The following is a 13,834-nucleotide window of genomic DNA, read 5'->3' as shown; positions in this document are numbered from 1 at the left end:
AACTTTCCCGAATTGGGGGCCATGGCCATGAAATCCCTTCTACTTGGCAGCGCGGCAGCTTTGCTTCTGGCCATGGCCCCCGCCCATGCGGCGACCACCGCCGCACCAAAGGCCGCCATCGGCGACTGGGGGCTCGATACCAAGGGACTGTCGAAAACCGTCAAACCCGGCGATGACTTCTACCGCTATGTCAACGCCGGGTGGCTGGCGACCGCCAAGATCCCGCAGGGGCTCGCCGCAATCGATGCCGCCACCGAAGTCTATCTGTCGACCGAACAGCGCGTCGGCGGCATCATCAAGCAATCGCGCGACGGCAATGCCGCGCCCGGCACCCCCGAGCAACAGATTGCCGATTTCTACCGGTCGCACGCCGACATGACGAAGCGCAACGCGCTCGGGCTGACGCCGATCGCCGGCGATCTGGCAACCATCACCGCCGCCAAGGACCATGCCGCATTGGCCCGCGTCATGGCCTTGCCGTGGATGGATGGCATGATTGGCGGCGGCGTCATCACCAATTCGAACGATCCGCGCCACCAGATCGCCGGGGTCGCCGCCGGCGGCCTGACGATGCCCTCGCGCGACTATTATCTAACGCAAACCGAGCCCTATATCGGCTACCGCAAGGCGTTGCAGGACTATATCGCTTCGAGCTTCCGGCGTGCCGGCATTGCCGAAGCCGATGCCCGCGCCGCCAGCGTGCTGGCGCTTGAAACCGAAATCGCCAAACGGCAGTGGAGCACCAGCGAGCGCCGCGATGTCGTGCGCATGAACCATGTGATGACACCCACCGAGCTCAAGTCCTATGCGCCGGGCTTCCCGTGGGACGTATTCCTGACCGCGATGCAGCTCGACAAGCAACCGCAGATCAAGGTGCTCACCGACACCTCGGTGCGCGACACCGCCAAGCTGTTTGCCGACACCTCTGTCGCCGATCTCCAGTCCTATATGCTGTTCCGCGCGCTCGACGGCTGGGCGCCGTCGCTGTCGGAGCCGTGGGTGCAGGCGCATTTCGACTTCCACAGCAAGACGCTGTCCGACGTACCGGCGCGCCGCGCCCGCGAACTCGAAGACGTAGCCGCGGTCAACGCCGCCTTTGGCGAAGAGCTCGGCCGCATCTATGTCCGCGAGTTCTTCGGCGCGGCCGACCGCGCACAAGTCGATGAAATGGTCGGCTATCTGCGCGCCACCTACCGCGACCGCATCACCAAGAACCCGTGGATGGATGCGCCGACGCGCGCCGAGGCCGTCGCCAAGCTCGACAAGATCGTCAGCCACATCGGCTATCCCGACCGCTGGCACGACCGCTCGAGCGTGCGCATCAGCCCCGACGATCTGGTCGGCAACGAGCGCCGCATGATGGACTGGGCGCGCGCCGACAGCCTGCAGCGTCTCGCCGACGGCACGCGTGACTGGGAATTCCCGTACAGCCCGCAGGAAATCAACGCAGGCTATGCCCAGTCGCTCAATTCGATCACCTTCCCGGCCGGCATCCTGCAGGCGCCATTCTTCGATGCCAATGCCGATCCGGCGGTCAATTTCGGCGCGATTGCTGCGGTCATCGGCCATGAAATCGGCCATGCGTTCGACGATCAGGGCAGCCGCTCCGACGGCGACGGCAAGATCCGCAACTGGTGGACCCCCGCCGCCCGCGCCGAATTCGAAAAGCGCACCGCCGGGCTGGCCGCGCAGTTCGACCAGTTCGAGCCGGTTCCCGGCGTCCACATCAACGGCAAACAGAACCTTGGCGAAAACATCGGCGATCTCGGTGGGCTCAGCGTCGCCTATGCCGCCTACAGCCAATATGTCACCGACAAGCAGGGCGGCAAGGCGCCCGTCATCGACGGCTTTACTGGCGACCAACGCTTCTTCATGTCGTGGGCGCAGCTGTGGCGCAACATCACCGCCGAAGCCGAGGAACGCCGCCGCACGCTGTCGGACAACCACAGCGCCGGCGAGTTCCGCGTCAACGGCATCGTTCGCAATGTCGATGCCTGGTACGACGCCTTCAAGGTCAAGCCGGGCGACAAGCTCTACCTGCCGCCCGACCAGCGCGTGAAAATCTGGTAGCCCCAGCTAGGCGGGATCATACCAGATCGGCGACGTCAGCGCGCGTTCCTGCTGGATCATCGTCACCTCGGGCGACATTTTCGCCTTGAAGCGCACCACGTCATAGGCGGTCCAGCGCGGCGTCGGTATTTCGAGCACGCGGACGTAATAGAACGCCTTGAGCTTCGGATCGAACGCCGGGTCGGTCCAGCGCGCCACCAGTTCCGCCGCACCGATGCTGTTGGCATAGGTCGCGGTCTTCAGGTCGACGGTGTTGCCGACCGGCGGCAGCTTGCCGTTCGGTCCCGGCTTGCGGTCACCGGCCCATTTGACGTCATAGACCTGTTCGTGGGTCTTGCCGTCGGCACCGAGCCAACCCTTGACCACCTGGACGCGGTCGAGATTGGCGCCATCGGGGTCCTTCATCGCCGCAATCAGGAAGCTCGGCGCGGCACCCGCCGGTGCCGGCTTCAAATCGCCGCCCATCGGCACGCCCTTGGTGTAGCCGGCCTTGACCAGCCCGGCGCCCGCATCGGCATCAGCGAAATCATAACCGCCGAAGAAGCGCACCGTCATGCGCGGGCCGGTTGTCGCAAAGGTCTCCTTGCGCGCCATCGCGTCCCACAGCGCCGCACGCGTGTTGGCGGTCGCCCAGACGCCGGTATAGCCCGCCGCCGCCTGCTCCCAGCCGCGGTAAGGCCGCGTCACCACGCGGTTCCAGCGGTCGGGCCCGGGCTCGACGGTCTTGAACTTGCCCCAGAAGTTATTGTCGTCGGCGGTCGCCAGCCCGGTATGCGTGTCGGTCGCGCCATTGGCGCCATATTTGAACGGATTGGCGCCGAGGCTGCTTTCAAGCCGCATGCCGCTCTTCAGACCTTCGCGCCAATATTCGGTGCGGATCATGCCGGGCTTCTTGGGCACGCCGTTGAGGTTGACCTTGTCCCACAGGTCCCAGGCGGCGAATTCGTCGTTGGGGCTGAGGCTCGGGTGGCTTTCGCTCTGGCCCTTGATCTGGGTGACTTCCATCAGCGGCTCCCACTTCTGCCGCGCCTCGGCATAGGCCTTGGTCATCGGGCCGCCGGTGAAGGTGGTTTCCTCATACATCCGGCCGTTCGACAGATTGCCGTTGTGCGGGATGGCGATGACCTTGCCGCCGGTCTTGCCCTCGTACTTCGCCATCCATTCCCACAGCTTTTCGGGATCCTGCGTCTGGAAGGTGGTCAGCGGCAGCATTTGCCCTGCGTAGGTGGCGTCATCGCGGTAGATGATGTTGCGGTGCAGATTGTCGCCGCCGCCGGCGTTGACCGTCCATTCATAGCCGATCAGCGCGGTGAACTTGCCGGGGTCATTGTATTTGTCGGCAATAGCGATGGTCTTGTTCCAGGCCGAGACCATCCACTCGGGGTCCATCACCTGCTTGGGCAGCTTGCCGGTCGATTGCAGGTTGATGAGCTCAAGCACGACCTTGCTCGCCTGCGCTTCGTCACCACTCTTCATCGCCTCGTACATGCGCTTGAGGAACGGGTCGGAAATCATCTTGGGATTGCCGGCGGCGATCTCGTTGATCGTACCCATGCCGTCGGAATGGTCGGTGATCACCATCCAGTCGAGCGGCCGCGCCAGCTTGGCGTCCTGCCCGGTGTTCGACTTGACGGTGTCGCCGCGCGCGAAGCGAAACGCGTCTTCGGGCGAGGTGACCGCGCCGTCCATGCCGGCATCCGCCGACCAGCCGGTGTGGACATGCGTGTCGCCGAAATAGGCATGTTCGGGATAGGCGGCTGCGGTCGCCGTCGCGCTACTGGTGGTCGCCGTGGCGGTCGACGTCGTCGCCTCGCCCGGCTTCTTGTCGCAGCCGGCGAGCGCCACCAGGCTGGCACCGGCCAGAATTGCACCCACGAATTTGATTGTCATTGTCCTACCCCATGGCTCCGTCACGGGGGCAGAATAACATTGACCGGCAGCGCAGATTGTCAAATATCTTACAAACCAGAAACGGCGTAGAACGCTGCACATGAAGATTTCGGCGGCTGATATTGCCGAAGCGTCGGCGGTGCTGCGAGCGGGCGGCTGGCTGAGTCGCACGCCGGCGGCGTTTCAGGATGCGATCCTCGAACGCAGTATCTGGCACCATATCGAGGCCGGCGCGGCACTGACGCATGGCGGTGACCGCGAAGGCGGCATGTACGGCATCGGCCAGGGCAGCGTCGACGTCACGCCGGCGACCGGCCCGGCCGATCTGCCGGTCGTGCATATCGGACGCGCGCCCTATTGGTTCGGAATCCTGCCGGTGGTTTCACATGCGCCGCGCGCGGTCAGCATCGCCACGCGCAGCGATTGTCTGGCAGCGGTCGTGCCGCAGCCGGCGCTCGATGCGTTGCTGGCGGCGCATCCCGAATGGTGGCAGCTGCTGGCGATGCAGGCGCTCGAACATTTCAGCCTCGCGGCGCAAACGACCAGCGATTTGCTGATCCCCGATACCCGGCGACGCTGCATTGCCGTGCTGCTGCGCGAAACCGGGCACCGCGTCGGCGATGTGCCGCGGCCGCAAATCGACATAGGTCAGGACGAGCTTGCCGCGATGGCCAACATGTCGCGCCAGACCGCGAGTACCGTGCTGCGCGGCCTTGCCGCCCATGGGTTGATCGAAATCGGCTACCGGACGCTGACCGTGCGCGACGCGCCGCAGCTTCAGGCGCTGCTGGATGGCTAAACCGTTTGACAATAATCCATGCTTTGCGCGCCCTCGCCTGCTAGGCTAGGCAGGCCGCACACCGCCGCAGGAACATCGCTTGCCCCTTCTCACCCGTGTTGACCGATATCTGGCGCGGCTGATCGCGTTGCCGCTGCTGTCGACGTTGACGATCGCGGCGATGCTGCTGTTGCTCGACCGGATGCTGCGACTGTTCGACTTCGTGATGAACGAAGGCGGCCCGGTCAGCGTCGTGTGGCGGATGCTCGGCAATCTGCTGCCCGAGTATCTGTCGCTGGGCATCCCGATCGGCGTCATGCTGGGCATCTTGCTGGCGTTTCGCGGGCTGGCGGCCTCGAGCGAACTCGACGCGCTGCGCGCGGTGGGTATTTCGTACAACCGCCTGCTGCGCGTGCCGATGCTGTTCGCGCTGCTGTTCGCCGTCATCAATTTCGGCATTGTCGGGTTCCTGCAGCCGACATCGCGCTACGCCTATGAAGGGCTGCGCTTCGAACTGCGCTCGGGCGCGCTCGGGGCGTCGATCAAAGTCGGCGAGTTCGCCAAGCTCGGCAAGGGCATCACGCTGCGCGTCGAGGAAAGCTTCAACCACGGCGCCGACTTGCGCGGGCTGTTCGTCCGCGCCGTCGGCAAGGACGGACAGACCGTGGCGGTCACCGCCGACAGCGGCATGTTCCTGTCGACCGACGACCCCGATGTCATCCTGCTACGCCTCAAACACGGCACGCTGGTCCACAACGTCAACCCGACCGCCGTGCCGCGGGTATTGTCGTTCGACCAGCATGACCTGCCGGTCAATCTGCCGCGCATGGGGGTGTTCCGCACCCGCGGCGACAAGCGGCTCGAAATGACCTTGCCCGAACTGGTGCGCGTCAGCCGCGCCGCCGACACGCCGTCGCTTGACCGCTACGCCGCCAAGGCGACGCTGCACCGGCGCATCGTGCAGTGCGTGGTGATGTTCATCCTGCCGTTCCTCGCGGTGGCGCTGGCGGTGCCGCCCAAGCGCTCGACATCGGCGCTCGGGGTATTTCTGAGCATCATCATCTTGGTGACCTATCATAAGATGTCCGAATATGGCGAACGCATGGGCGCCATCGGCCGCGTCGATCCGGTGCTGGCGCAGTGGATACCCTTCACCGGCTTCGTCATGCTGTCGATGTGGATGTACTACATCATCGCCTACAAGCCCGGCGGCCAGCCGATTGCATGGCTCGACAAGGGCTTCGCCAAGCTTTCGGGGCTGTTTGTCAAGCTGGTGCGCCGCGCGCAGCCATGGCGTGACGATGTGCGGACGGCGGGTTAAAGTGGCGGGGGGTTGACCATGGCCGGCAGAATTTTCCCGTCGCGCACCATCGCCGCCTATACCGCCAAGATGTTCCTGGTGCGGACGTTTGCTTTCCTCGCCGCGCTGGTGGTCATCCTGCAGACGCTCGACCTGCTCGGCGAATCGTCGAACATCTTGGCGGCGGGCAATTCGGAGGCGCAGCTTTGGTACTATGTGTCGCTGCGCGCGCCGCAGATTGCCGCGCTGTTCCTGCCGTTTTCGGTGCTGCTTGGCACGTTGGTCACGCTCGCCACGCTCAACCAGAATAGCGAGGTGGTGATCTTCAAATCCGCCGGCATTTCGGCGCACCAGATTCTGGCGCCGCTGATTTTTGCCGCGCTCGGCATTGCGGTGCTCAACTTCGCCTTCAACGAAACCGTGCTGGTCAGGGCCAATGCGACGCTCGATGTGTGGAAGGGCAGCGATTACAAAAAGCTGCCGTCCGGCCCCAAGACCGTCACCAACAGCTGGGTGCGCGGCGGCGATGACCTTTTCAACGCAGAAACCGTGACCGGTACCGGTGCGGCGACACAACTCCGAAACGTCACCATCTATGACCGGTCGGGCAACCGGCTGCAGCGCGTTATCCGCGCGACCGCGGCACGGCCGGTCAGCGGCGGCTGGCGACTGACCGGCGTGCGCGCCTTCGATGTCAACCGCGGTGTCGAAACCGCCAGCGAAGTGCTCGACATCAAAAGCACGGTCATCCCGGCGCAATTCACTACCGTGTCGGTCAACGCCGACTTCGTGCCGTTCTGGAAGCTGCTCGGCGACATTCGCGAACAGCGCGACGCCGGCAAGTCCGTCGACCAGCTGATCGCCAAGGCCAACCACAAGATTTCGGGACCGCTGTCGGCGGTGCTGATGCCGCTGCTTGGCGCCGTCGCCGCCTTCGGGCTGGCGCGGTCGGGGCATTTGTTCTTCCGCGCCGTCATCGGGCTGGCGCTGGGCTTCACCTTCTTCGTCGCCGACAACTTCCTGATGGCGATGGGCAGCTTCGGCAACATCCCGCCGCTGCTCGCCGCCTGGGCGCCGTTCCTGCTGTTCTTCCTGATCGGCGAGGCCGTGCTTTTCCGCACCGAGGAATAGGCACGCCGTCCAAAATCCGCCGCATTGGCGCGCTATCAACATCAGCCTAAGGCGATGTGCGCCACAAAGGAGAAGTTACGGTGAAGGCTGGAGTTTTGCCAAAGCCCGGTATCTGGAATCGCTCACACTTCCTCGACAAGATGAGCCTGCGCGAGCTGGTCGTTGCCTATTTCCAATACTACGCCATTCAGGCTTATCTGGTGCTGACCGCCGTGTGCGCGTACATCGCCTGGGCCAACCCGACGACGCTGGTGCGCGGCTTTGTCGCAGCCGCGTTTGCGGTCGTCGTCTATCCGTTCGCCTGGTACGTGCTGCACCGCTGGGTCCTGCACGGCCGCTGGATGTGGCGTTACCCGCTGCTGTCGCCGGCGTGGAAGCGCATCCACTATGACCATCATCAGGATCCGAACCACCTCGAAGTGCTGTTCGGCGCGCTCTACACGACGCTGCCGACGATCGTCATCGCCACGGCACCCGTCGGCTACCTGATCGGTGGAATCGGCGGCGCGGCGATTGCCACGGCGGCCGGCCTGCTGGCGACGTGCTTCTACGAATTCTGCCACTGCATCGAACACCTCAACATCAAGCCCAAGGCGAAGTGGCTGGCGGAGATGAAGATGCGTCACATGGCGCACCATTTCCACGATGAAGACGGCAATTTCGGCATCACCAACTTCGTGCCCGACCGGCTGTTCGGCACGCTGTACGACCGCGCCGACCGCAAGGCAAAAAGCCCGACGGTGTTCAACCTCGGCTATACCGAGGAAGTCGCCAAGGTTTACCCATGGGTCGCGAAGCTGTCGGGCGGCGTCATCCAGAACAGCCACCCGCGCCAGCGCGCGCAGGCGGCCGCCAACGCCGACACCGAACGCGCCGCGTGACCGATCCCAAGGCTGCCTCCGGGCTGGTGATCCGTGAAGTCACCAGCCCCGCCGACCGCAAGGCGTTCATCGATCTGGTCTACACGCTGTACGCCAATGACCCGAACTTCGTGCCGCCGCTCAAGTCGGACATCGCGGCGCTGATCGGCGACATCCGCAGCAATCCATGGTTCGAACACGGCCGTGCCAAGTTCTGGCTGGCATGGCGCGGCGGTGAAGCCGTCGGCCGCATCTCGGCGCAGGTCGACACGCTGGTGCTCGAACACATCGACCCGGCGCTCGGCCATTTCGGCATGTTCGAATGCATCGATGACGCCGCTGTCGCCAAGGCGTTGATCGACACCGCCGAAGCCTGGTTGCGGTCCGAAGGCATGCAGCGCGCGCAAGGTCCGTACAGCATCTCGATCTGGGACGAACCCGGCCTGCTGGTCGATGGCTTCGATAAGCCGCCGACGGTGATGATGGGCCACCACCTGCCCTATTACAAAACGCTGATCGAAGGCTGCGGCTATGTCGGGGTCAAGGACCTCTACACCTATGAGCTCGACGTCACGCGCAGCTTCCCCGACATCGTCCAGCGCATCGTGTCGTCGGGCGAAAAGAACAAGCGCATCAGCGTCCGCAAGGTCGACAAGTCGCGCTTTGCCGAAGAAGCCGCGCTGATCCTCGACATTCTCAACGACGCCTGGACGGGGAACTGGGGCTTCGTACCGCTGACCCCGCTCGAAGTCGCGCATGTCGGCAAAAAGCTCAAGCCGCTGGTCTATGAAGACCTCATCCGCATCGCCAGCTACGACGGCGTGCCGGTGGCGTTCATGATCGCGCTGCCCGACCTCAACGAATTCACCCGCGACCTCGGCGGCAGCCTGTTCCCGTTCGGCTGGGCAAAGCTGCTATGGCGGCTGCACAATCCCAAGACACGGCGGCTGCGCGTGCCACTGATGGGGGTACGCAAATCGCTGCAGGGCTCGCGCACCGCATCGATGCTGGCGTTCATGCTGATCGAATATATCCGGCGCTCGGGCACCGAAACCTATGACGGCAAGGTCGGCGAAATCGGCTGGATCCTCGATGACAATGGCCCGATGCAGTCGATCGCCCACGCCATCGACAGCCATATCACCAAGACCTACCGGATTTTCGAACGCACGATCGCGTAAAAGAGCCTCCGGCGGGCAGGGGCTAGCCCCTGCCCGCCGGAGGCCCTGTTCAACATCCCCCTGATTTCTGGCATGCTGCCGCCCGCTACGGGGGGAGAATGTGATGTCGCTATCGGATCTGGTGTCGATTGGCAGCCTGCTCAGCAGCCTCGCCGTGCTCGTTTCGCTGATCTACCTCAACCGGCAAGTCCGCCAGACCGATCGCAATCAGCAGGCCGCCATTCGACACGGCCGCTCGACCCGCCTCGTGGAAATCCTGCTCGCCGCCACCGATGCTTCGCTAGCCGATGCGCTCGCCAAGGGTCTCGCCGGCGCCGAAGACATCAGCGATACCGAAGTCAACCAGTTCATCTATTACATGAACGCGTTCTTCAATGACGCCGAAGACGCTTATTATCAGCACGAAAGCGGTCTGCTCAACGCCGAAGCCTTTGCGTCGTTTACCGCGAGCTGGCGAATGGCGCTGTCGACTCCGGGCTGGCGCGTCGCCTGGAAGCAGCGCCGTGCGCTCTACCACGGATCGTTCGGCAAGTTCATGGACCGGATCGTCGCCGAAACGCCGGTGCGCGCGGTATCCAGCACGGTCGCGCAGTGGAAGGCCGACGTCGCGGCCGAAAAAGGTCGCGTTGAAACGACAGGAAGAGCCTCCGGCGGGCAAGCCTGAGCCCTGCACCCGATTATTGGGTGCAGGGGCTAGCCCCTGCCCGCCGGAGGCCCTTTCTTAAGCCGCCCTCAAATCCACCCAAGCCGGCGCATGGTCCGACGCGCGCTCGGCGCCGCGCACCTTGTGGTCGACACCGGCGTCGGTGATCCGGTCGGCGGCACGCGGTGACAGCAGCAGATGGTCGATGCGCAGCCCGTGGTTGCGTGCCCAGGCGCCCGCCTGATAGTCCCAGAAGGTATAGACCGGCCCGGTCGGCGTGCGGGCGCGGATGGCGTCCGTCCAGCCGGCGTAGAGAAGCCGGCGATACGCGGCACGCGACTCCGGCTGCATCAGTGCGTCATCGGCCATCGCGGCAGGGCTGAACACATCGGCATCGGTCGGAATGACGTTATAGTCGCCGGCCAGCACCACCGGCAGTTCGGTGGCAAACAGCGCGGCGGCGTGGCGCTCGAGTCGCGCCAGCCATGCCAGCTTGTAATCGAACTTCGGGCCGGGCTGCGGGTTGCCGTTGGGCAGGTAGATCGACGCGACGCGCACGCCGCCGACATCGGCCTCAAGGTAGCGCGACTGTTCGTCGGCGTCGTCGCCGGGCAGTCCGCGCTGCGTTTCGGTCGCGGGTTCCTTCGACAGGATGGCGACGCCGTTGAAGCCCTTCTGCCCGTGGACGAGGCAGTGATACCCCGCTTCGCGCAGCGCCTCGACCGGGAAATTCTCGCTGACGGTCTTGATTTCCTGCAGACAGGCGACGTCGGGCTGCGTCGTCGCCAGCCATTCGAGCAAGCGCGGAAGGCGGGCGGCGGTACCGTTGATGTTGAAGGTCGCGATGCGCATGGCGTCTGTTTAGCAGTGCCGGCGCGCGGCTCCTAGGGCCGTAAAGCCTAAACCGAAAAGCTGCTGCCGCAGCCGCAGCCCGACTGGGCGTTGGGGTTCTTCACCTGGAAGCTGGCGGCGCCGATGGTTTCGACATAGTCGACTTGCGCGCCCTCCAGAAACGGCAGGCTGATGGCATCGACGAGCATCGTCACGCCATCGGTTTCAACCACCAGATCATCGGGCGCGGCATCGGTTTCAAGGCCGAAGCGGTACTGGAAGCCGGCGCAACCCCCGCCATCGACAGCGAGCCGCAGCTTGAGCCCCGGCTTGCCCTGCCGCGCGGCGATGGCAGCGACGCGGGCGGCGGCGGCGGGCATGAGTTGGGGTGCGTTCATGCCCTCAACATAGGCATGATGCGACGTGGTTGCAATTGGCTAGGATGCGCTGCCGCGGGCTGGGCTTAGCGGCCGCCGATACCTGCGGTGAAGCTTTGGCCGGTGAAGCTGCTGGCAGCGACGGCGGTGCCCGATTCGGTTGCGCCCTGCACGGCGCGGCTTTGCGCGGCGAGCACATAGCTGCTGGCGGCGAGATAGGGGCGCGGATTGACCGCGCGGCCATCGATGCGGACTTCATAGTGCAGATGCGTGCCGGTCGAGCGGCCGGTCGAGCCCATGCGGCCGATCAGCTGGCCCTGCTTGACGGTCTCGCCGGGCTGCACGAGGATCGCCGACAGATGGCCGTAGCGCGTCGCCATGCCGCGACCGTGTTCGAGTTCGATGAGGTTGCCGTAGCCGCCGCTGCGACCGGCAACGCCGACGACACCCGCAGCCGCCGCATAAATCGGCTCGCCTTGGCTGCCGGCCATGTCGAGCCCGGCGTGCATCGCGGCACCGCCATTGAACGGGTCGTAGCGATAACCGAAGCCCGAGGTCAGCGAATAATTGGCGACCGGCGCGAAAGCCGGAATCGACACCAGCGCGGCTTCGAGCGTGGTGAGCTTTTTCCAGCTGAGATAGAGATCCTTGAAGCGCGGCTCGGCGCCGGTCAGTTCTTCGCTGTTTGCCGGGATGTAGGGGCCACCCATGCCAGTCGCCGACTGCGCGATCAGCCGGTCGGGATCGAGCCCGAGGCGGCGCACCAGCGTCTGGGTTTCCTTGAGGCGGGCCTGCGCGGCGTTGGTCGCGGTATCGACAAACGCCAGCTGCTGCGATTCAAGTTTACGGAACGGTTCGAGCACGGCGGCTTCGGCGAGCGCCGGATTGATCTGGGCGTTCTTGCCGCGCTTGCCCTTGACCGGCAGCAGCTCGGCGGCGGTGACGAGCGCATCACCACCGGCATCGGCGCGCGGCAGCATCGCTGCCAGCTGGGCGAGGTCGCGCTTGCCCGTGAGCAGCGTGGCGAGGAATTGCTGGCGGGCTTCGATCTTGGCGGCGGTGGTGGCGACGTTGCCCTTGAGCGCGTTGACGTCGGACTTCATCACCGAAACCTGGGTCGACAGCGCCGCGAGTTCGGCCTGTTTGGCGGCAAGCTGTGCATCGGTGACGCTGTTGCCAGCGACCATGTTGGCGGTTGCGACACCGAGCCAACCCAACACCAGAGCAGTTCCACCAATTGCCATAAGCTGTTCGCGTGTCCCTATCGTGATGACGTGCACCCGGTCGGCGCGGTGCCAGGTGAAGACGTGTTCCGGAAGCGCTCGCGTCAGACGCGTCGCAAACCTTTGCCAGGCAGCGTCGATCCGAATCACGTTGTGCAACCCCCTGTAGTCTTCACTTTCCGGTCCGCAGCCGCTGCTGCCGACCGGGCGCCGAATCAACCTTCAGCCTTCCTGATCCTGCCGGGAACTTGGCGAACCGCGGTCCCGACGAGCCTGTTGAAGCATCACGCCGCCGGGGGCACAACCGGCAGATAGAAGCCGGGGGGCAAACCGGCCTGTTCGCGCGCCGAGTCGTTGAACGGGGGCTTAACGGCCCCGCTGAAATGGCGCGAAACCGCGTTTTTGAACGTTTCCTGCGGGGCCAGATTCGATTCGGCACAGCAAAAATGAAACCATTTCGACCCCGCCGCGACATGGCCGATTTCGTCGGCATAGATGCGCTGCAGGATGGCAGCGCTGTCATGGTCGCCGCCGCGTTCGAGCCGCGCGATCATTTCCGGCGTCACATCGAGCCCGCGCGCCTCCAGCACCAGCGGCACCACCGCCAGCCGCGCCAGCAGGTCATGCGCCGTCGCCATTGACGAGCGCCATAGCCCGTCATGCGCCGGCAGCGCGCCGTAGTGGCTGCCAATCACCTCGAGCCGGTCGGCGAGCAGCGTAAAATGTTCGGCCTCCTCGCCGCCGATGCGCACCCAGTCATCGACAAACGCCCGCGGCATGGCGGTGCCGAAGCGCGCGACGATGTCGAACGCCAGGTCGATCGCGTTGAGTTCGATATGCGCCACCGCATGCAGCAACGCCTGCCGTGACGCCAGATTGCCCGCCTTGCCGCGCTTGGGCATGTGCGACGGGTCGCGCAGTTCAGGGTGCAATGGCCGCGCCGGACGGTCGGGCACAGGCACCCAGCCCTCCGCCAGCTTGCCGGCGCGCCAGTCCGCGGCAGCCTGCAACGCGGCGGCGGCCTTGGCGCGCGCGTCGCCGGTCAGCAGCACGCCGACCGCCGCTTGCCCGAGTGTCGTCACTTACGCGAGCGCTTGTGCGGCCTTGAGCACCGCTTCGGCATGGCCCGCGACCTTCACCTTGTGCCAGGCCTGCGCGATCTTGCCGTCGCGGCCGATCAGGAAGGTGGCGCGTTCGATGCCCATGTACTTGCGCCCGTACAGGCTCTTTTCGACCCAGACACCATAGGCTTCGAGCGCCTTGCCCTCGGGGTCCGAACCGAGCGCCACGCCCAATGCGTGCTTGGCGCGGAACTTGGCATGCGCGGCGATGCTGTCCTTCGATACGCCGATGACCAAGGTGTCGGCGGCGGCGAAGTCGGCGGCGAGCGCGGTGAACGCCTTGGCTTCGGTGGTGCAGCCCGACGTGTCGTCCTTCGGGTAGAAATACAGCACCAGCTTGCGGCCCTTGGCGCTGGCGAGCGTCAGGTCGCCGTCGGCGTCGGTGGGCAGGTGGAAGTCGGGGGCGGCAGTGCCGGGGGCGAGGGTCAT

13 protein-coding genes are annotated in these 13,834 nt (G+C 65.0%); 7 read left to right on the top strand and 6 right to left on the bottom strand.

All coding sequences use genetic code 11. The features are described from left to right. The first annotated feature begins 27 nt into the window (after nt 1–27). Nucleotides 28–2,070, top strand: a complete 2,043-nt coding sequence (locus EUV02_RS10350; protein ID WP_166430593.1) for a M13 family metallopeptidase — start codon at nt 28–30, stop codon at nt 2,068–2,070. 6 nt (nt 2,071–2,076) lie between these two features. Here the strand turns inward: EUV02_RS10350 and EUV02_RS10345 are convergent, their stop codons facing one another. Continuing rightward, complete coding sequence (locus EUV02_RS10345) at nt 2,077–3,960, bottom strand: DUF3604 domain-containing protein (protein WP_135246144.1); 1,884 nt, start codon at nt 3,958–3,960, stop codon at nt 2,077–2,079. 100 nt (nt 3,961–4,060) lie between these two features. Between EUV02_RS10345 and EUV02_RS10340 the strand changes: the two genes are divergently transcribed. The 6 genes from EUV02_RS10340 (at nt 4,061) to EUV02_RS10315 (ending at nt 9,874) form a co-directional block, all read left to right on the top strand. Next, nucleotides 4,061–4,759, top strand: coding sequence for a Crp/Fnr family transcriptional regulator (locus EUV02_RS10340; RefSeq protein ID WP_135246143.1), 699 nt, complete (start codon nt 4,061–4,063; stop codon nt 4,757–4,759). A gap of 79 nt (nt 4,760–4,838) precedes the next feature. After that, a complete protein-coding gene (gene lptF / locus EUV02_RS10335; protein ID WP_135246142.1) occupies nt 4,839–6,059 on the top strand; it encodes an LPS export ABC transporter permease LptF in 1,221 nt (406 codons plus the stop codon). 18 nt (nt 6,060–6,077) lie between these two features. Continuing rightward, nucleotides 6,078–7,169, top strand: coding sequence for an LPS export ABC transporter permease LptG (gene lptG, locus EUV02_RS10330; RefSeq protein ID WP_135246141.1), 1,092 nt, complete (start codon nt 6,078–6,080; stop codon nt 7,167–7,169). Between the two features lie 140 nt (nt 7,170–7,309). Continuing rightward, entirely contained in the window at nt 7,310–8,050 is a 741-nt protein-coding gene (locus tag EUV02_RS10325; RefSeq protein ID WP_135246486.1) for a sterol desaturase family protein, read from the top strand. Beyond that, nucleotides 8,047–9,210: an N-acetyltransferase gene (locus EUV02_RS10320; RefSeq protein ID WP_135246140.1), complete on the top strand. Its 1,164-nt coding sequence runs from the start codon at nt 8,047–8,049 to the stop codon at nt 9,208–9,210. The genes EUV02_RS10325 and EUV02_RS10320 overlap by 4 nt, the downstream gene beginning before the upstream one ends. A 103-nt stretch (nt 9,211–9,313) precedes the next feature. Continuing rightward, nucleotides 9,314–9,874, top strand: a complete 561-nt coding sequence (locus tag EUV02_RS10315) for a hypothetical protein (RefSeq protein WP_135246139.1) — start codon at nt 9,314–9,316, stop codon at nt 9,872–9,874. Between the two features lie 57 nt (nt 9,875–9,931). Here the strand turns inward: EUV02_RS10315 and xth are convergent, their stop codons facing one another. The 5 genes from xth to EUV02_RS10290 all read right to left on the bottom strand — a co-directional run bounded on the left by xth (nt 9,932) and on the right by EUV02_RS10290 (nt 13,834). Continuing rightward, on the bottom strand, nt 9,932–10,705 hold the full coding sequence (gene xth / locus EUV02_RS10310; RefSeq protein ID WP_135246138.1) for an exodeoxyribonuclease III: 774 nt from the start codon (nt 10,703–10,705) through the stop codon (nt 9,932–9,934). A gap of 47 nt (nt 10,706–10,752) precedes the next feature. Further along, nucleotides 10,753–11,082 (bottom strand): iron-sulfur cluster insertion protein ErpA, encoded by a 330-nt coding sequence (gene erpA, locus EUV02_RS10305; RefSeq protein ID WP_135246137.1) that lies wholly within the window; start codon nt 11,080–11,082, stop codon nt 10,753–10,755. A gap of 65 nt (nt 11,083–11,147) precedes the next feature. After that, on the bottom strand, nt 11,148–12,281 hold the full coding sequence (locus tag EUV02_RS10300) for a M23 family metallopeptidase (protein WP_166430592.1): 1,134 nt from the start codon (nt 12,279–12,281) through the stop codon (nt 11,148–11,150). Nucleotides 12,282–12,568: 287 nt separating this feature from the next. Beyond that, nucleotides 12,569–13,366 carry a ferritin-like domain-containing protein gene (locus EUV02_RS10295; RefSeq protein ID WP_135246135.1) on the bottom strand — a complete coding sequence of 266 codons (798 nt, stop codon included), beginning with the start codon at nt 13,364–13,366 and terminating at the stop codon, nt 12,569–12,571. Further along, nucleotides 13,367–13,834, bottom strand: a complete 468-nt coding sequence (locus EUV02_RS10290; protein WP_135246134.1) for a peroxiredoxin — start codon at nt 13,832–13,834, stop codon at nt 13,367–13,369.

The sequence above is a fragment of the Glacieibacterium arshaanense genome (genome assembly GCF_004681125.1).
Lineage (GTDB): Bacteria > Pseudomonadota > Alphaproteobacteria > Sphingomonadales > Sphingomonadaceae > Polymorphobacter_A > Polymorphobacter_A arshaanense.
Note: the sequence above shows the minus strand (reverse complement) of the source record. Positions and strands in the feature narration are given on the sequence as shown.

Bases quoted from the DNA above. Each gene is read 5' to 3' on its own strand.
- EUV02_RS10315 (WP_135246139.1), top strand. From the start codon at position 9,314: ATGTCGCTATCGGATCTGGTGTCGATTGGCAGCCTGCTCAGCAGCCTC.
- EUV02_RS10325 (WP_135246486.1), top strand. From the start codon at position 7,310: ATGAGCCTGCGCGAGCTGGTCGTTGCCTATTTCCAATACTACGCCATT.
- EUV02_RS10290 (WP_135246134.1), bottom strand. From the start codon at position 13,834: ATGACCCTCGCCCCCGGCACTGCCGCCCCCGACTTCCACCTGCCCACC.
- EUV02_RS10345 (WP_135246144.1), bottom strand. From the start codon at position 3,960: ATGACAATCAAATTCGTGGGTGCAATTCTGGCCGGTGCCAGCCTGGTG.
- EUV02_RS10350 (WP_166430593.1), top strand. From the start codon at position 28: ATGAAATCCCTTCTACTTGGCAGCGCGGCAGCTTTGCTTCTGGCCATG.
- xth (WP_135246138.1), bottom strand. From the start codon at position 10,705: ATGCGCATCGCGACCTTCAACATCAACGGTACCGCCGCCCGCCTTCCG.
- erpA (WP_135246137.1), bottom strand. From the start codon at position 11,082: ATGAACGCACCCCAACTCATGCCCGCCGCCGCCGCCCGCGTCGCTGCC.
- EUV02_RS10340 (WP_135246143.1), top strand. From the start codon at position 4,061: ATGAAGATTTCGGCGGCTGATATTGCCGAAGCGTCGGCGGTGCTGCGA.
- lptG (WP_135246141.1), top strand. From the start codon at position 6,078: ATGGCCGGCAGAATTTTCCCGTCGCGCACCATCGCCGCCTATACCGCC.